The 17,747-nt window shown below is 65.0% G+C and carries 12 protein-coding genes and 1 riboswitch; of the genes, 6 read left to right on the top strand and 6 right to left on the bottom strand.

Annotated elements, in window-relative coordinates:
- Positions 1 to 175: 175 nt before the first annotated feature.
- Together ACOZ9V_RS02610 and ACOZ9V_RS02605 are read right to left on the bottom strand one after the other, a co-directional pair.
- The gene (locus ACOZ9V_RS02610; protein ID WP_258041846.1) at positions 176 to 823 is read right to left on the bottom strand and encodes a copper resistance protein CopC; all 648 of its coding nucleotides are present in this window, start codon (positions 821 to 823) and stop codon (positions 176 to 178) included.
- Between the two features lie 65 nt (positions 824 to 888).
- On the bottom strand, positions 889 to 1,404 hold the full coding sequence (locus ACOZ9V_RS02605) for a low molecular weight protein-tyrosine-phosphatase (RefSeq protein ID WP_434593330.1): 516 nt from the start codon (positions 1,402 to 1,404) through the stop codon (positions 889 to 891).
- Between the two features lie 52 nt (positions 1,405 to 1,456).
- On the opposite strand from ACOZ9V_RS02605, the gene ACOZ9V_RS02600 reads away from it, so the two are divergent.
- A complete protein-coding gene (locus ACOZ9V_RS02600) occupies positions 1,457 to 3,427 on the top strand; it encodes a M13 family metallopeptidase (protein WP_434593328.1) in 1,971 nt (656 codons plus the stop codon).
- A 101-nt stretch (positions 3,428 to 3,528) separates the two neighbouring features.
- Here ACOZ9V_RS02600 and ACOZ9V_RS02595 read toward each other — a convergent pair whose 3' ends face one another.
- Complete coding sequence (locus ACOZ9V_RS02595; RefSeq protein ID WP_434593326.1) at positions 3,529 to 5,169, bottom strand: DUF1684 domain-containing protein; 1,641 nt, start codon at positions 5,167 to 5,169, stop codon at positions 3,529 to 3,531.
- A gap of 135 nt (positions 5,170 to 5,304) precedes the next feature.
- Between ACOZ9V_RS02595 and ACOZ9V_RS02590 the strand changes: the two genes are divergently transcribed.
- The gene (locus ACOZ9V_RS02590) at positions 5,305 to 6,609 is read left to right on the top strand and encodes a M18 family aminopeptidase (RefSeq protein ID WP_434593323.1); all 1,305 of its coding nucleotides are present in this window, start codon (positions 5,305 to 5,307) and stop codon (positions 6,607 to 6,609) included.
- A gap of 62 nt (positions 6,610 to 6,671) precedes the next feature.
- A riboswitch (TPP riboswitch) is annotated at positions 6,672 to 6,780 on the top strand.
- Positions 6,776 to 8,584, top strand: a complete 1,809-nt coding sequence (gene thiC / locus ACOZ9V_RS02585; RefSeq protein WP_434593320.1) for a phosphomethylpyrimidine synthase ThiC — start codon at positions 6,776 to 6,778, stop codon at positions 8,582 to 8,584. (Overlaps the previous riboswitch by 5 nt.)
- 212 nt (positions 8,585 to 8,796) lie before the next feature.
- Here the strand turns inward: thiC and ACOZ9V_RS02580 are convergent, their stop codons facing one another.
- Positions 8,797 to 9,789 carry a TAXI family TRAP transporter solute-binding subunit gene (locus tag ACOZ9V_RS02580; protein WP_139470334.1) on the bottom strand — a complete coding sequence of 331 codons (993 nt, stop codon included), beginning with the start codon at positions 9,787 to 9,789 and terminating at the stop codon, positions 8,797 to 8,799.
- A gap of 16 nt (positions 9,790 to 9,805) precedes the next feature.
- On the bottom strand, positions 9,806 to 12,160 hold the full coding sequence (locus ACOZ9V_RS02575; protein ID WP_434593316.1) for a TRAP transporter permease: 2,355 nt from the start codon (positions 12,158 to 12,160) through the stop codon (positions 9,806 to 9,808).
- Between the two features lie 306 nt (positions 12,161 to 12,466).
- Here ACOZ9V_RS02575 and ACOZ9V_RS02570 point away from each other — a divergent pair, with 306 nt between their 5' ends.
- Positions 12,467 to 13,258, top strand: coding sequence for an amidohydrolase family protein (locus tag ACOZ9V_RS02570; protein WP_181272479.1), 792 nt, complete (start codon positions 12,467 to 12,469; stop codon positions 13,256 to 13,258).
- 31 nt (positions 13,259 to 13,289) lie between these two features.
- A complete protein-coding gene (locus tag ACOZ9V_RS02565; protein ID WP_434593313.1) occupies positions 13,290 to 15,056 on the top strand; it encodes an ABC-ATPase domain-containing protein in 1,767 nt (588 codons plus the stop codon).
- A 25-nt stretch (positions 15,057 to 15,081) separates the two neighbouring features.
- Here ACOZ9V_RS02565 and ACOZ9V_RS02560 read toward each other — a convergent pair whose 3' ends face one another.
- Positions 15,082 to 16,536, bottom strand: a complete 1,455-nt coding sequence (locus ACOZ9V_RS02560) for an MFS transporter (RefSeq protein WP_181272481.1) — start codon at positions 16,534 to 16,536, stop codon at positions 15,082 to 15,084.
- Between the two features lie 223 nt (positions 16,537 to 16,759).
- Here ACOZ9V_RS02560 and ACOZ9V_RS02555 point away from each other — a divergent pair, with 223 nt between their 5' ends.
- A complete protein-coding gene (locus tag ACOZ9V_RS02555) occupies positions 16,760 to 17,740 on the top strand; it encodes a TetR/AcrR family transcriptional regulator (protein WP_181272482.1) in 981 nt (326 codons plus the stop codon).
- Positions 17,741 to 17,747: the final 7 nt, after the last annotated feature.

Here is a 17,747-nt window from a genome sequence, read left to right as displayed (position 1 = left end):
TCCCTATCCTCTCCTTCAAGGCGAAGCACACTTATCAGCCGGTGTACCTCGCCATAACCGCGCTGACGCTTGAACGAGATCGCCGCCGATTCCACCACGGACCGGATACACCGAGACCCCGAACGCTCTTCGCGTTCGGGGCCTCGTGTCAGACGTGCTGTGTGGGAGTCCTCGCTCAGTTGTCCTTGGTGCCGGGCAGGCCCTGGGACTTGCGACGCATGAGCAGAACGACGATGACGATGATGGCCAGGCCGCCCACAGACAGCAGCACGATCATCGGCGTCGACATTCCGGAGTCGCTGCCGGTGGACTCGCCGATCTCGCCACGATCCTCGGTGTCCTTGCCGGGTTCGTCGACGACTCCGCCGCCGAGTCCGGCCTTCGTCGACTCTCCGGACGATTCCTTGACATCACCGCCGGCGCCTTCGGCATCCTTGATCGCGAACGAGTAGTCACCGGAGATCGGGTGACCGTCCTGCGACACCACGCGCCAGGTGACCTTGTAGTCGCCGGGTTTGAGATCATCGGGCAGAGCGACACTGAGTTTCTTGCCCTCAACGGTCAGCTCACCTGCGGAGACATCCTTGCCATCGACGACGACCTTGACCTCGGAGCCGACTTCCTGGATGTCGCCGGAGAAGTTCATCTCGAGCCATTTGGGCTGCTGATCGAGTTCGGCACCGTCCTCAGGATTCGACGACACCAGCTGATCATGGGCACTGGCGGCGGGGGCGAATGCGAACACGCTCATCGCGGCCACCAGCAGGGCGGCGAAGCCCAGCCTGAGAGCGAACCAGTTCTGTCGTGTCATGAGACGAGTCATGAGAGTTTCTCCTTCGAGGCGTACCTGCGATGTCGGTCGTGTCAGCAAGCTTGTGCCTACTAGTATCACTGAGTTTTCGCGGCCAGCGCGCGCAGACGATCCGTGATTCCCGGCACGGACACTTCAATTGTCTCAAGAGTTTCTTCGAAATCCTTGAATTCGCCGTACCAGGGATCCTCGACATCCGGCGCCGGAACACCGTCGCCCTCGACCCCGGCCACCCGCGGATCGAACTCGCGGAGCATCCGCAGCTCCGGGGCCGCCTCGGCGGGAAGACCTGAGATCATCCGCTCCAGGGCACGATAGTGGCGGGCGGTCATCGCCACCGCCAGATCGCGGTCGGCCAACCAATCGAGGGTGATCTGTCGGGCGACGTGATCGTCGGTGCGGTAGCCGGCCGCGGCGAGCACACGCGCCTGACGTGGGTCGATGGGGTTGCCGGCCTCCTCGTCGCTGATCCCGGCGGAGTCGACGACCGCCTCGGCGCCGGTATCGGCCAGGTGATGTAAGAGCACACGTTCGGCGGTGACGGATCGGCAGATGTTGCCGGTGCACACGAAAACGACGGATGCCAGACTCATATCTCCTCCTCGGGCAGGGCGTGCGGGGCTCTGATCACGATACTGTGGGGCCATGACTTCTGAAACCTCACTGACCTCGATCAGGCCTCAGGACGACCTGTACCAGCACATCAACGGCGAGTGGATCGACTCGTTCACGATCCCCGATGACCGGGCCGGCGACGGAGCCATGCGTGAGCTCTTCGACACCGCAGAGACCAAGGTCCGCGACATCATCACCTCCGTGTCCGACGCCCCGCAGGAGCCGGGCTCGGAAGGGCAGAAGGTCGCCGACCTGTTCACCTCGTTCATGGATGTCGATCGCATCAACGAACTAGGAGTCGCCCCGCTGACCTCGACGTTCGCAGCCATCGACGCCGCCGAGGACAAGTCTGAGCTCGCCGCCCTTCTCGCCCGGTTGGAGACCGAGGGTATCGGCGGTCTGCTCGGTGGGTACGTCACCGCCGATGCGAAGGACTCCGACGTCTACGCCCTCTATCTCGTCCAGGCCGGCATCTCCCTGCCCGACGAGGACTACTACTTCAACGACGACCACGCCGAGGTGCGCGCGAAATTCCTCGCCCACGTACAGAAGATCGCGGCCCTTGCCGGCCTCGGCGAGAAGTCCGGAATCTCCGACGCCGAGGTGGCCGCCAAGGTGATGACGTTCGAGACCGAACTCGCCCGCCACCACTGGGACCGCGTGGCCTGCCGTGATGCGGAGAAGACGTACAACAAGTATTCGATCTCCGAGCTGCGCGACCTCGGACCCGAGTTCGACTTCGACTCCTACCTGGGGATCCTCACCGCCGATGCGTCTGATCTCAAATACCTCGTGGTCTCCCAGCCCTCGTTCGTCACGGGCATGGCGAAGGTGTGGGCGGAGACCGACATCGAGACCATCAAGACGTGGCTGCGCTTCGTCGTCGTCTCCGACACCGCCTCGCTGCTCTCCGATGAGTTCGTCGAGGAGAACTTCGACTTCAACTCCCGCACTCTCTCGGGCACTCCTGCCCTGCGGGAGCGCTGGAAGCGCGGGGTCAGCCTCGTCGAGGGCTACCTCGGTGAGGCCGTGGGCAAACTCTACGTCTCAGCGGAGTTCCCGCCGTCGTCCAAGGACGCGATCGACCACCTCGTGGGCATGCTCATCAAGGCCTACGACAAGTCGATCCGCGAACTCGACTGGATGAGCGAGGAGACGAAGAAACGCGCCCTGGTCAAGCTCTCGAAGTTCACCCCGAAGGTCGGCTATCCGGAGGTGTGGCGGGAGTACCCGGCCGCGATCGACGCCTCCGACCTGGTGGGCAATGTGCGTCGCTGCTCGCAGGCTGAGCATGTGCGGCAGGTGAAGCGGATCGGCGGGCCCATCGACCGCACGGAATGGCTGATGACCCCGCAGACGGTCAACGCCTACTACCACCCGGTGATGAACGAGATCGTCTTCCCGGCAGCGATCCTCCAGCCGCCGTTCTTCGACGCCTCCGGTGAGGTGGCCGCGAACTTCGGAGCGATCGGCGCGGTCATCGGCCACGAGATCGGTCACGGGTTCGACGATCAGGGATCGCGCTACGACGGTGACGGCAACCTCGTCGACTGGTGGACCGAATCGGATCGGACCCTGTTCGAGGAGCGCACGAACGCACTCATCGCCCAGTACGAAGAGCTGGTCCCGACAGGTCTCGAACCGAATCAGCACGTCAACGGGGCGCTGACGGTCGGTGAGAACATCGGCGACCTCGGTGGTCTGTCGATCGGGTGGAAGGCGCTCGAGCTCGAACTCGGCGAACGCGCGGGCACCCCGGGCGTGCCGGTGGCGCCGTCGGCCGAGCAGGCGAAGGCGTTCTTCGAGGCGTGGGCGAAGGCATGGCGGTCGAAGATGCGCACCGAGGAGCGTGTGCGCAGGCTCTCGATCGACCCGCATTCGCCGGAGGAGTTCCGCTGCAACCAGGTCGTGAAGAACATGACCGCCTTCCACGACTCCTACGGCGTGGCAGAGGGCGACGGCATGTACTTAGCCCCCGACCAGCGAGTCACCATCTGGTAATTGCTACCTGACGGCGGCCCAGCAACCTCGCGCGAGGTTGCTGGGCCGCCGTCAGGTAGTTCTGGGAGGAAACGGGCGCTGGGACTGAAGCGGGACGGCCCTCAGCGGTGGTGTCGGATGAGGGCGACCATGCGATAGTCGAATTCCTGCCAGCTCGTGATCGAGGCGCCGGATTCCATCGCCGACTGGAAGTCCTCGACTTCGGTGCGGTCGGACTCGAGCGGAATGTTGAAGGGCATCTCCACGTAGATCAGCCCGCTGGCGTCGGTGTGGACGATGTCGAATCCGGCCTGCTTCGGGTCGAGTTCGTTGTTCATCACGATGAGCAGACGCTCCGCCGACGCCTCGTATTCGGTTTCGATGCCGTCGACGTAGCCCTGCTGCGAACGCAGCTCCCGCTGGGCCTGGATGACGAACGCCGAGTACGCGCCGATGCCGATGACCGGAATCCGTGAGGTCAGCGCTTCGGTGGCGACATCGATGAGCCGCGACCGGGCCTTGCGCCCCAGCGGCGACAGATCCCCGCCTGACATCGCAACCCCGTCGAAGCCGACGAGCGAGATCCGCCCGTCGTCGTGGTTGGGGTTGAGGATGGTGATGTCGAGGCCGAAACGCGAATACCAGGGGCGGGTCACCTCGGCGCTCTCTTCGTCCCACCACACGTAGAAGAGGAACGGCACGTTGATCCCGGCCTCCGAGTAGAAGAACGGGGGGCGCCGCTCACCTGCGGTGACGTCGAAGGGAACGACGTTTCCCTCGATCGGGGCCGGGCAGGTGGCGAATGAGGTGAACGCGAACGGGTAGTTCACCGCACGGTTGAAATCGATGACGAGCGACCCGTCCTGATTCGGCACTCCGAGGTCGATGGTCCGCCACGCGGCGGTGGTGCTCCCGTTCGTCGAATCGTGGAAGTCCAGTTGGAGTCCGGTCTTCGGGCACCCGGTGGCGAGCAGGCTCACCTCACCGTGCGAGGTCTCGAAGGTGACGGTTCCCGCCGCCTGTGTCTGCAGCTGCAGGTCCTCTTGGGCGGTTTCGATGGTGTAGGTCTTGAACGGGTCGAACCTGGTGAACCGGGCGAGGAAGACGAAGTCCGGGTCCGGGTCGAAGACCGGAACCTCGAAGAACTTCCCGAGCAGCGGGGACTTCGAATTGCGCACACGCACGCCGAGGCGGCCGCCCCGATCGATGAGTTCGTAGAGGACGTTGCCGACGGTGAACCAGTTGAGCGAGCCGCCGTTCGGAAGCTTCGCGCTGAACCCGTTCTCTTCCACGCGGACCTGTGGCTTGGCGGGCGCTGCTGCGTGCCCGTCAGATCCCGCACCGGGTCCGGCGTCCGTCCCAGCAGAAGAGTCGGCACCCGCAGCGTCTGCCGCAGCCGCGCCCGCACCGGACTGGTCCATCACCCTCGGCAGAGTCGAGGTGTCGCTGGGCACGGCCGGGCTGGTCGCACGGGTCGGTCCTCCGCCGTTCACGCCAGAAGCAGCAACGGCACCAGCTGACTCACCGTTGTCGACCTTGCTGAGCAGGTCGAATGTCTCGGCTGCGGGGCCGGCCTTGATTCCGGTCTTCAGGGATACGGTCACCCAGCCGTCGTCGACGGTGAACGTGCCGGGGGCGTCGGTCCAGGTCGATTCGGCGTCGAGCCAGTGGAGTCCGACGACGCTGAGCCAGCCGAACGGTTTCGCAAGGGCTGAGTTCCGTGAGTCGCGCCAGGTGTTCCACTCCGTCACGAACTGGTTCACGTCGAACACTCCTTGCCGTCGCTGGTGCGGTCGCAGGGTCGCTGCCCCCGCCTGATTCTCGGACCCGGTGGCAACCCGGCGTCTGAGACCTGATCTTCTTCACCTCCAAACTACCGCAAACGATAGGCTGGGGAAATGAATGAATCACTCCCGAGACCGGATGTGGCCGCGACGACAGCGGCCGACCTCGGCGACTTCGTCAGCGCATCTCCCAGCTCCTACCACGCGGTGGACACCGCGGCGAAACGCCTGGAAAAGGCCGGTTTCTCCCGCCTCGACGAGTCCGTTCCCTGGGCGCTGACGCCCGGAACCGGGCACTACGTCATCCGCGACGGCGCGCTCATCGCGTGGATGAATCCCACCGTCACCGAGGCGGCTCCCCGGTTCCGTGTGTTCGGTTCCCACACCGACTCCCCGGCGTTCAAACTCAAACCCGGCGGCGAGTTCACCGCCGAAGGCACCCGGCAGGTCGGGGTGGAGATCTACGGCGGGCCGCTGTTGAATTCGTGGCTCGATCGTGAGCTCGCCTTCGCGGGTCGACTCAGCCTGGCCGACGGCAGCATCGTGCTCGCCCGAACCGGGCCGATCGCCCGCATCCCGCAGCTCGCGATCCACCTCGACCGGCAGGTCAATGAGGGTCTTGCCCTGGACAAGCAGCGTCACACCACTCCCGTCATCGGCCTGGCCGACCTCGCCGAGGCGGACATCATCGAGCTGCTCGCAGAGTCGTCCGGGGTCGATGCCGAGTCCGTCGTCGGCCACGATGTCTACACCATTCCCGTTCAGGAGCCGGCCCTCTTCGGTGCCGCCGAGGAGTTCTTCGCCTCGCCGAGGCTGGACAACCTTCTTTCCGTCCACGCCGGCGTCACCGCGCTCACCCAGCTCGATGCCGACGGGCTCGACGGCATCCCACTGTTCGCGGCGTTCGATCATGAGGAGATCGGGTCGAATTCGCGCTCGGGCGCGTGCGGTCCGTTCCTCGCCGACGTCACCGAGCGCATCGTCGCCTCCTTGCTGCCGCAGTCGACGCGCAGCGATTATCTCGCGTCGATGTCCACCTCGGTGTGTGTCTCCTCCGATGCCGGGCATGCTGCCCATCCGAACTATCCGGAACGGCACGATCCGCATGTCCGCCCCCGCCTCGGCGGCGGTCCCCTGCTCAAACTCAACGCTCAGCAGCGCTACGCCACGGATGCGGTGGGCACCGCCGTGTGGTCACAGGCGTGCGCGGCCGCAGGAGTCGAGTACCAGGATTTCGTGTCGAACAATGCGATGCCCTGCGGGTCGACGATCGGACCGCTGACCGCAACCCGACTGGGCATGACGACCGTCGATGTGGGTCCGGCCCTGTACTCGATGCACTCGGCCCGCGAAATGGTCGCGGTCTCCGACGTCGTCGCCCTCGGCGCCGTTGCGAAGGCGTTCCTCCAGGGCAGCTGACCCCATTCCCGTCGCTCAAGGAGCCACGGTTGTCCTCACTGCGTCAGTCGTGATACGAATGGCACGACCCCACGGGAGCCCGCTGCAAGGGCTGAGATCGGACTGGATCGTCCGAGACCGTAGAACCTGATCCGGTTGATACCGGCGTAGGAAGTGAGGACTGCAGATGACTGCATTCACCCCTGAAACACCTGCCCCTGCCACGACTTCGTCTGACGCAGATTCGCACGACCAGTTCACCCTCGAGCAGTATCCGACGCATTCGCCGGCGTGGGTCGAGGACGAGGAACACGGTATCCGCGTTCCCGTGACCCGCATCGAGCTCGAGGACGCGAACGGTCGGGCCAACGATCCCGTCGACGTGTACCGCACCGTCGGACCGGGCAGCATTCCGGAAGAGGGACTGCCCGCTCTGCGATTCCCGTGGATCGAGAACCGCCTCGACACTGAGACGTATGACGCCCGCGGCCACCGCATCGCCGATGACGGTCGTGCCGCCGTCCGCCGAGGTGCCCCGTCGCAGCAGTGGAAGGGACGCAAACCGGTCCCCCGTCGGGCCAAGTCCGGCCGCACGGTGACCCAGATGCACTACGCAAAGCAGGGCATCATCACCCCGGAGATGCGGTTCGTGGCGCTTCGCGAGCAGTGCGATGTCGAACTCGTGCGCGCCGAGCTCGCCGCCGGTCGCGCGATCATTCCGAACAACATCAATCACCCCGAATCCGAGCCGATGATCATCGGCAGGGCGTTCCTCGTCAAGATCAATGCGAACATCGGCAATTCCGCGGTCACCAGCTCCATCGCCGAGGAGGTGCAGAAGCTGCGGTGGGCCGCGAAGTGGGGTGCCGACACCCTCATGGATCTGTCGACCGGCAATGACATCCACACCACCAGGGAGTGGATCATCCGCAATTCGCCGATCCCCATCGGCACCGTCCCGATCTATCAGGCGCTGGAGAAGGTCGACGGCGATGCGAACGCGCTGACCTGGGAGATCTATCGCGACACGGTCATCGAGCAGTGCGAGCAGGGTGTCGACTACATGACCGTGCACGCCGGTGTGCTGCTGCGATACGTTCCTCTCACGGCTGACCGGGTCACCGGGATGGTCTCACGCGGCGGGTCCATCATGGCCGGCTGGTGCCTCGCCCACCACGAGGAGAACTTCCTCTACACCCACTTCGATGAACTCTGTGAGATCTTCGCTCGCTACGATGTCGCCTTCTCACTCGGCGACGGACTGCGGCCGGGTTCTATCGCCGATGCCAACGATGCCGCCCAGTTCGCCGAGCTCGACACTCTCGCCGAGCTCACCGAACGGGCTTGGGCCCACGACGTCCAGGTGATGGTCGAAGGGCCCGGGCACATTCCGCTCCACCTCGTGCGGGAGAATGTCGAACGTCAGCAGGAGCTCTGTCACGGTGCGCCGTTCTACACCTTGGGTCCGCTGGTTACGGATATCGCTCCCGGATACGACCACATCACCTCGGCGATCGGGGCGACGGAGATCGCCCGCTACGGTACGGCGATGCTCTGCTACGTCACCCCGAAGGAGCATCTCGGGCTGCCCGACCGTGACGACGTCAAGACCGGGGTGATCACGTACAAGATCGCCGCGCATGCCGCCGATATCGCGAAGGGCCACCCGGGTGCGACGGCCCGCGATGATGCGCTGTCGAAGGCTCGATTCGAATTCCGGTGGCGGGACCAGTTCGCCCTCGGCCTCGATCCGGAGACCGCCGAGGCGTTCCACGACGAGACGCTGCCGGCGGAACCGGCGAAGACCGCGCACTTCTGTTCGATGTGCGGTCCGAAGTTCTGCTCGATGCGCATCTCCCAGGACATCCGCGACACCTACGGCAGCGCCGAGGCGCAGGAGGCCCTGGCGGGAATGCAGCAGAAGAGCCGCGAGTTCCTCGCATCGGGCGGAGAGGTCTACCTGCCCGATCCGACCGTCAGCCTGCGGGAAGGTTGAGTCCGGCTCCCGGCCGGATCCCGCCCGACGGCCCTCAGAACAACTGAGGGCCGACGGCCCCGGCGAAAACTGCCCGAGGGTCGCGCTGCCCGCCATGCGTAGCGGGGAGCACCGCTCCTTGTCAGCGTCGTTCAAGGCGGAGCACGCCTATCGGACTGTACACAGATCGACAGACGCGCCACGCCTTGAACGAGCGGTTGGGCAACTCGCACTTACTTATTCAGCTCGTCCAGTGCTTTCTGCGAGCCCGGGTGCAGCTTGATCGGCTCCGGCGGTTCGGCGGTGTCGAGGTTGATCTCCTTCGCCGCGGCATGCACCTTGACCAGGTCGTCCTTCTTGTCGAAGAGGAGCTTCGTCAGAGCACAGGCCGTGCCTTCGTCCATGTCATTGCGGACCATGAGCACGTTCGGGGTGACGATCGTCTTCACCGTGTCGACGCCCTTGTACGTGTCCCCGGGGATCTCTGCCACCTCGTATACGGGGTTGATCTCCTTCATCTTCCCCTCGAGGTCGGAGATGTCGAGGATCTCGACGTCCTTGCCGTTCGAGGTGAAGAGATCGGTGACGCCTGCCGTGGGCAGTCCGCCGGACCACACCATGCCGTCGATGGTTCCGTCCTTCATCCCGTCGACGGTCTTCGACAGGTCGAGGCGCTGTTTGGTCACGTCCCCGTCCTTGAGTCCGGCCGATTCGATGAGACGGTTCGCGATGACCTCGGTGCCGGACTTCGGCGAACCGGTCGAGATCGTCTTGCCCTTGAAGTCCTCGACCGAGTCGATTTCGGCATCCTTGCGCACGACGACGTGAGTGAAGTTGTCGTAGATGCGCGAGAGCGCGGAGATGTCCTCGGCCTCCTTGAAGTCCGCATCCCCCGACACTGCGTCGGCAGCGGTATCGGCCAGGGAGAACGCGATGTCGAAGTCTCCACTGGACAGCTGTTGGAGGTTCTGCACGGAGGCGCCGGTCTCCGACGCTGTGGCCTTGAGGTCGGAGTTGTCGGAGATCACCTGCGCCAGACCGCCGCCGAGCACGTAGTACACGCCGGTCGAGTTGCCGGTGGCGATGGTGATCTGCCCCGAGGCGGCGGTGCAGCCGTCTCCGCCTTCTGCGGCGGGTTCGGCTTCGCGCTTGCCGCCGCATGAACTCATCGTCAGCACTGCGGCCAGGGCCGCCGCGGCGATCGTGAACGTCCTTGTTCGCTTCATGGACTTCGTCCCTTTCTCAGTTGGTCCCGGCCGGTGTTCCGGACGAGGGTGGTTCGGTGGAAGATCCGTCACCGGATCCGTCCGCTCCGGCTGTACCTGGGTCGACCGCATTCGCCGGTGCCTCATCCTTCGCCGAGGCGGCCGCTCCTGTCGCGGTTCCCGTCACCGAGGCGACAGTTCCACCCGCAGTCCCCCTCGCCGAGGCGGTCGCCGGCTTCCGTCGTAGGACCAGGTGGATGACGACGGCGAGGATGAGGGCAGCGAAGCCGACCATCATCGACAGCGGCTGCAGGTAGAGGAGCGCGCCGGCGGCGAGGAAACACAGGATCCGCTCGGGCCAGCCGGCGCGGCGGATGATCCATCCGCCTGCACCCGCGGCCAAGGCAGCGACTGCGCAGGCCGAGACGAGGAAGGTCCAGACCGCGCCGAAGAACCCACCCTGAGCGACCAATGCGGCACCTTCGGGTGTGAAGGTGAAGGCCAAAGGCACGAGGAATGCGGGGATCGCGTACTTGCAGGCCTGCCACATGGTGGCGATGACGCGGCCGCCGGTGATCGCCGAGGAGGCGACCGCCGCCAGTGCGGTCGGCGGGGAGACCTCGGAGAGGACTGCGTAATAGAAGATGAACATCGCCGCGGCCGCCTCGGGGACTCCGAGGGTGATGAGGGCTGGGCCGACGATGACCCAGCTGATGATGAACGAGGCGGTCACCGGCACCGCCAGTCCGAGCACTGTCACGGCAACGGCGGCGAAGATGCAGGTGAGGATCAGAATGACCGTCGGATCGTTCGAGAACGCTTGGGCTCCCTTGATGAGGATGTCGGAGATGACCTGGCCGAGCCCGGTCTTCGTGATCGTCGAGACGATGATGCCGGCGGCGGCACACACGCTCGTCACCGGCAGAACCGAGCGGATGCCCGTCGACAGGGCACCGTAGAACACGTCCCAGACGGCGCGGAGGATCGTGGCGGGTTCGCCTCGGCGGGCGAGGATGATCTCGATGATGCCGAATCCGATGCCGACGAGCGTCGCGTAGACGACGGCTTTGAACGGTGCCATGCCGAGGGCGAGGAAGACGACGATGATGCCCAGGGAGATGAAGTGGTAGAAGCCCTTTTTGAAGATCGGCCATGACCGCAGCCCCGGTGGCGGGGTGTAGTCGACTTCGATCTTCCGGGAGTCGATTTCGATGGCGAGGAAGATGCCGAGGTAGTACAGGAGAGTGGGCACGACTGCCCACAGAAGGACGAGTCCGTAGGAGACGTTGAGCAGCTCGGCGATGATGAAAGCCGCGGCACCGAGCGTGGGTGGGGACAGGATGGCGCCGATGCCGGAGGCGGCAAGCATGCCGCCGGCGTTCTCCTTCGGATAGCCGGCTCTTTTGAGCACCGGCCAGGTGACCGCGCCGAGCGAGACGGCCGTGGCCGTGCCCGAGCCGGAGACCGTGCCGAGGAGGAATCCGGACAGTGCCACGGTGCGTCCGGGTGCTGCCTTGGATTTCTTGAACAGGGAGAAGCTGAGGTCGATGAAGAAGCTGGCGGCGCCGGTCTTGTCGAGCACGGCTCCGTAGATGGTGAACAGCACGATGTAGGTCGCGGCCACGTCGAGTGGGATTCCGTAGAAACCGGAGGCGTCGTTGTACAGGGCGTTGACGATCTGGTCGAAGTTCTGCCCGGCATGCGAACCCGGCCAGTTCACGGGGATGTAGGAGCCGTAGTAGCTGTAGAGGAAGAAGACGATGCAGAAGATCGGCAGGATGAGTCCGGTGGTCCGGCGGGTCGCTTCGAGGATGAGCAGAAGCAGGACCCCGCCCATGATGACGTCGAGGCCGGTCAGCGATCCCTGCCGGTTGAGGAATTCGTTGAATCCGCCGGAGAAGAACGGCAGCACCGGATAGGCGCAGGTGAGGAAGGTGATGACGACGAGTGCCCAATCGATGATCGACGGGTTGTCGTTCTTCGCCCGTCTCCGCTTCGGCGATGTCGAGGATTTCGCCGAGGCGGCCCCCGCCTCGGCGCCGGCCGTGCCCACGACCCCTGCCCCGTCCGTCGAAACCGCCCCAGCCGCCTCCGCGGCTTTGTCGGCCGCTACGGCTTTGCGACCGAATCCGGGCCGATAGCAGACGAAGACCAGCGGCAGCACGAAGGCGAGGAACCACATGAGGTAGAACTGGTTGCCCTGCCGCAGAGGGAAGAACACCTGGTTGAGCACGAAGAGCGAGACGACGAAGCAGACGATGCCGACGCCGAGGTCGAGTCTGCGCGTCAGCGTCCGCTGCGGCAGCTCTTCGTCGTATTGAGCGATGAGCTCGTCGACGTCGGTCTGCTGCACCGAGTCTGTCGAAGCGGCCTCGGCAGTGCGTCCGGACATCCTCATCCTTCCAAATGTTCGAAAGAGAGCAGCCGCGATCACCGTCGACCAGCGCCACTCGATCACCTCAATGTGAACTCCCTCACAATATACCGGGGCGCTGACATGACCAGGTCGGTCGACCGCGCGTTCGAGACCCTTGATGGGATCGTTATCCGCAGTGCCGAAGAATGAGAATCAGCGAGCCGCTCCTCCGCTCTCCTCTTCAGCGTCGTTCAAGGCGGGACGCGCCCATCGAACGGCACACAGACCGACAGACGCGCCACGCCTTGAATGAGCAGTTCGGAGACGTTGTAGGTTGACGGTATGAGCGAACTCCAACGTGCCTTCGACGCGCACCTGCACATCATCGATCCGAACTATCCGCTGATCGAGAACAACGGTTATCTGCCCGATCCGTTCACGGTCGCCGACTATCGCGCGCGACTGCAGAGCCTCCCCGATGTGGGAGTCGAAGTCGCAGGAGGAGCAGTCGTGTCCGGTTCGTTCCAAGGCTTCGACCAGGGGTACCTCATCGAGGCCCTGCGCCAACTCGGCGACAACTATGTCGGCGTTACCCAGCTGCCGGATGAGACCACCGATGATCAGATCCGACGCCTCGACGAGGCCGGCATCAAGGCTCTGCGATTCAATATCGCCCGCGGCGGTTCGGCCACCCTCGATGCCCTCGACAGCTTTGCCCGACGGGTCCATGACCTCGTCGGATGGCACGCCGAGCTCTATATCGACGCCCGCACCATCGATGAGGATCTCGCCGCACGCATCGCCTCACTGCCAGCGGTGAGCATCGATCATCTTGGCATGCACGAGGACGGACTGTCCACCCTGCTTCGCCTCGTCGAGGCCGGAGTCAAGGTCAAGGCCACCGGTTTCGGCCGTGTGGAGCTCGATCCCGCCGAGGCGGTCCGTCGCATCGTCGACACCGACCCGACCGCGCTGATGGTGGGGACGGACTTGCCGTCGACGCGGGCACGTCGCCCCTTCGCCGATGCCGATTTCACGCTCCTTCGTCAGGTGCTCACCCCCGCCGAGGCGGACGCGGTGTTCTGGTCGAACGCGGCCCGGTTCTACGGCGTCGAGTCCACAACCGCTGAGTAGGCATTCATCTCCGACCACTATCATGAGTGAAATGAGTTCACGTCAGTCGAATCTCGCCTCTACTCTGCATAACCTCGACGGTCGCAACTACGGCAATCTCAAGCAGATCCGCGGCCGTTACAGCTTCGGACCGGTCACCGTGTTCATCGACCGAGTCCAGGCCGATCCGTTCGCCTCACCGTCGAAGGTCAGGGTGCGCGTCGACCGTGCCGATGCGAAGTTCCCGCTCGACCTCACCACCGATCGGGCCGATCGCATCGCCGCCGCCGACTATCTGCTCCGGGCCGGCAACGAGGTGCTTGCGAAGCTCGATCAGCGCGCACTCATCCTCGGCCGTCCCGGGCAGGAGGTCCTCGAGCGAACGAACATCCTCATCGATGACGCCGGGTTCGAGGCACGACTGCTCGTCAATCTGCCTGCGCGCGGCCGTCGCATCCTCGGCCATCAGGCAGCGGACATCCTCACCCGTGATCTGCCGGATTTCGCCGAACGGCTCTTCCTCTTCGACCGTTGGTCGGACGCCCCAGCAGGCAGAGGAGGGAACACTCACGGCCCATCGGCCGAGGGGCTCACCGACCACGTCCGACTGCACCGGGATCAGCTGGAACTGCGCAGCCACCTCGGCGAAGCAGGACTCATCGGTCTCGTCGGAAATGGTGCGATTCTCCCGCGGACGTCCGGGGATTCGGACCTGCCGATGAAGTCGTCCGATGCGGTTGCCTTCACCTCCCCTCCCGAACTCGAGCACACGGTCGAACTCTCCAGCGGGCGCACCGTCACCGGAATGGGCATCCCTCGCGGGGTCACCGTCATCGTCGGCGGCGGCTATCACGGCAAGTCGACGATTCTGCGCGCGCTCGAACGCGGCGTCTACCCGCATATCGCCGGCGACGGGCGCGAATGGGTCATCAGCGACCCGACTGCCACCTCCATTCGAGCCGAGGACGGTCGCGCCGTCACCGGCGACGACATCTCGGCGTTCATCAACAACCTACCCTCGGGCTCTGACACGAGATTCTTCTCCACGACGAACGCCAGCGGGTCGACCTCGCAGGCGGCCAATCTCGTCGAAGCGATCGAGGCGGGCGCGAGCACCCTGCTCATCGACGAGGACACTTCGGCGACGAACTTCATGATCCGCGACGAACGCATGCGTGCGCTCATCCCCGCCGAGCGGGAACCGATCACCCCATTCGTCGACCGCGTGCGTCCGCTGCTGACCGAGCAGGGCGTGTCCACGGTGCTCGTCGCCGGTGGATCGAGTGCGTTCTTCGAAGTCGCCGACCACGTCATCGCGCTCGACGCCTATGTGCCCAAGGAAGTCACGGACCAAGCACATGAGCTCGTCGGCGTCACCGCAGCCGACCTCGAAACGGCTCCAACCGGCAGCGACCCACACACCGGTTCGGACTCCCCCGCCGCCCCCTCTTTCATCGCCGCACCGCGTGTGCCGACGGCGAAGGCGCTGCGACCGGCGTCGAAGACGAAGACAGCTCGGGCGAAGGGCGCCGACCGGATCCAATTCGGCCACGACTTCATCGACCTCCTCGCCATCGCTCAGCTCGTCGACACGCAGCAGGCGGGGGGAGTGGCCGAAGCCCTCGAATACCTGGCCGAGATCTTCGACGGACGCACCTCCCTGACCCAGGCGCTGGGCGAGGTCGAGGACACGCTCGACGCTGAGGGCCTCGACGGAATCACGGGGCACCGCGACCATCCGGGCCACCTGACCCGGCCGCGACGGCAGGAGATCGCCGCCGCGCTCAACCGCTACCGGGAGCTGCAACTGGAACGGTGACCGGGCGACCGGCCGCCTCCGCAGGTCAGTGTTCCTCCGTCTCCTTCGAATTCGTCAGCGTCCGCACGCCGATGAAGCCGAGGACGAGGACGATGCCGGCAAGGACGGTGAACGAGATCTGCTGGGAGTGGATGAAGCCGGCGACCATATCTGAATTCCACATCCCTTGGGGCAGTGTGCCGCCGATGACGCCGGCCATGATGGTGCCGACGATGGCGACGCCGACCGCATTGCCCAGCTCCTGTGCGGTGTCGTTGAGTGCAGAACCGATCGAGGTGTGCGATTCAGGCAGCGCACCGATGAGCGCGACGGCGCCGGTGGTCATCACGGTGCGCATGCCGAAGGTCATGACGAACATGCCGACGGCGCACCAGATGAATCCGTGGGAGAGGGCGAAGATCCAGATGACGAGGCTGATGAGGACGAGCCCGACGCCCCCGACCGATGCGGCACGGTGGCCGAAGCGGGCGACGGCGCGATCGACGAAGGGACTGGCAGCCAGCATTCCGATGACGAACGGCAAGTTCGCCAGCCCGGCCTGCAACGCCGTCCACCCCCATGCGAACTGGTAGAGCTGCGTGGAGACGAACATGACGCCGACCATCGCGATCATCGTCGCGGTCTGAAGGATCGCCGATCCGCTGACGGTCGGCAGCGCAAGCAGCTTGAGGTCGAGCATCGGGTCAGTCGCGGCGCGTTCGCGCCAGATGAATCCAAAGAGTGAGAGGACGCCGGCGGTGAAGACGGCGATGGTCAGCGGCGCGGTCCATCCGTTCTCGACGCCGGCGGTGAATCCGTAGAGGAGGAAGCCGAGCGAGGCGACGGAGAGCACGGCTCCGGGAACATCTGCGCCGCCGGTGCGCCGGTCGGCAGGGTCGTCCTTGCCGATGCCGAAACGCACTCCCAACCAGGCGATGGCGGCCACGGGAGCGTTGAGCACGAGCAGTGCCTGCCACGGCCAGCTGGCAATCGCAATGCCGGCGAGCGTCGGCCCGAGTGCGAATCCGATCATCGACACGACCATGATGATGCCGATGGCCTTCGTCCGCAGTTCGTCGAGGTCGAAGAGGCGGAAGATCAGAGACATCGTCAGCGGGGCGATGAATGCGGCGAAGGCGCCGGAGAGGGCCCTGACGATGATGAGCTGAGCGGGGGTGGTGACGAGCAGAACTGAAAGACCCGCGAGTCCGAAGAGAGCGAGACCGACGAGGAGGGTGCGTCGTCGACCGAGCTTGTCGCCCATTGTGCCGCCGACCATGAGCAGTCCGCCGAATGTCAGCGAGTAGGCACCGACGATCCACTGCAGATCGGTCGGTGAGGCGCCGAGGTCGCGGCCGATCGTCGGCAAGGCGATGTTGAGGATCGAGTTGTCGACCATCTCGACGAGCATGGTGAGGCAGAGCGCGAGGAGCGCGGGCCAGGCCGCGCGGAGGCTCTGCGGCTTGCGCGCCGGAGCCTCGGTAGTGGAGGGGGAGGTCATGAGCAGGTCCTTTCGGGCGGAGTTTCGAAATGAGGAGGGCGAAGAGAACGACGCTCGATGAGTCGACGGGGATCCGGGGACCGGTACAGAGCGACGTTGCGCCTATGCATCGAGGAAAAGCGTCGAACCACGTTCGCTTATGGAACAGTGTTCGATGCATCGAACTGTGTTCGAGAATAGAACGGTGTTTGATCGAATGCAAGTCGCTCGGTAGATTCGTGACATGGCTTCTGACACACCTCGGCGACCGCGCGGCGGACCCGGATCGCATGATCGCGGCGATGATCCTCGGCCGGCGGGACGAAACCCGAGGTCAGGAGGTCATGCTCCGAGGCCGGGCAACCGTGATCAGCTCTCCGCCCGCCGCGATCCACGCGGCACCGGCCGGAATGATCCGCGCAGCGCCGGCCGTGTTCCACGCAGTGACGGTCGGAACGATCCCCGACGCCGAGGTGGTCGTCGGCAACCGCGTGCACGGGCGTCGCTTTCCCTTGACCAGATCATCGAGGCCGCAATCGCCACTCTCGATGCCGTCGGTTCCGAGAAGGTCACCCTGCGCGGGCTCGCCGCACAACTCGACAGCGGTGTGGCCAGCCTCTATTGGTACGCCTCGGGCAAGGACGAACTCATGGCGATCGTCGCCGATGAGCTCCTGGGTCGCGCACTCGATGAAGCCGACGATCTCATCGCCGCGAACGAGTCCGCTCCCACGATGTTCGCCGACTACCCGGACCTCGATACGGACCCGGCTACCAGCTCCGTCACGGTAGAGGCGCTGCGCGACGTCCGCCGCCTCGTCCTGTGTCTGTTCGTGCAGATGATCGAGCATCGTTGGCTCGCCGGTCAGCTCATCAAGGCAGGCCCCGACGAACCGAATTCGCTGACCTACTGGGAGCGCATCGGCCAAGCGCTGCAGCGCACCGAGCTCGATCTCACGACTCAGTTCCACTCGTCACTGGCAGTGGTCAACTACGCCTCGGGCATGGGCGCCGAAGTCTCCCAGGGGGCGATCGACCGGGAGGCCATGGACGATGCCGATGCCGAATTCGCTGAGCAGATAGACCGCTGGGCCAGCGTCGATGAAGAGGACTTCCCGTTCGTCCATTCGGTCCTCGGCGAGTTCTCGAAGTTCGACGAGAAGTCCGAATTCATCGTCGGACTCCATCTCGTGCTCTCGGGCATCGAACGGCTCACCTGGGGCTGAAAGGGTA

Source organism: Brevibacterium sp. 1718 (assembly GCF_051131255.1).
GTDB classification, from domain to species: domain Bacteria; phylum Actinomycetota; class Actinomycetes; order Actinomycetales; family Brevibacteriaceae; genus Brevibacterium; species Brevibacterium sediminis.
The sequence above is the reverse complement of the archived record's forward strand: the minus strand, read 5'-3'. Positions and strand labels throughout refer to the sequence as shown.

Coding starts and splice junctions, on each gene's coding strand:
- ACOZ9V_RS02610 (WP_258041846.1), bottom strand. CDS start 823: ATGACTCGTCTCATGACACGACAGAACTGGTTCGCTCTCAGGCTGGGC.
- ACOZ9V_RS02605 (WP_434593330.1), bottom strand. CDS start 1,404: ATGAGTCTGGCATCCGTCGTTTTCGTGTGCACCGGCAACATCTGCCGA.
- ACOZ9V_RS02600 (WP_434593328.1), top strand. CDS start 1,457: ATGACTTCTGAAACCTCACTGACCTCGATCAGGCCTCAGGACGACCTG.
- ACOZ9V_RS02590 (WP_434593323.1), top strand. CDS start 5,305: ATGAATGAATCACTCCCGAGACCGGATGTGGCCGCGACGACAGCGGCC.
- thiC (WP_434593320.1), top strand. CDS start 6,776: ATGACTGCATTCACCCCTGAAACACCTGCCCCTGCCACGACTTCGTCT.
- ACOZ9V_RS02580 (WP_139470334.1), bottom strand. CDS start 9,789: ATGAAGCGAACAAGGACGTTCACGATCGCCGCGGCGGCCCTGGCCGCA.
- ACOZ9V_RS02575 (WP_434593316.1), bottom strand. CDS start 12,160: ATGTCCGGACGCACTGCCGAGGCCGCTTCGACAGACTCGGTGCAGCAG.
- ACOZ9V_RS02570 (WP_181272479.1), top strand. CDS start 12,467: ATGAGCGAACTCCAACGTGCCTTCGACGCGCACCTGCACATCATCGAT.
- ACOZ9V_RS02565 (WP_434593313.1), top strand. CDS start 13,290: ATGAGTTCACGTCAGTCGAATCTCGCCTCTACTCTGCATAACCTCGAC.
- ACOZ9V_RS02560 (WP_181272481.1), bottom strand. CDS start 16,536: ATGACCTCCCCCTCCACTACCGAGGCTCCGGCGCGCAAGCCGCAGAGC.
- ACOZ9V_RS02555 (WP_181272482.1), top strand. CDS start 16,760: ATGGCTTCTGACACACCTCGGCGACCGCGCGGCGGACCCGGATCGCAT.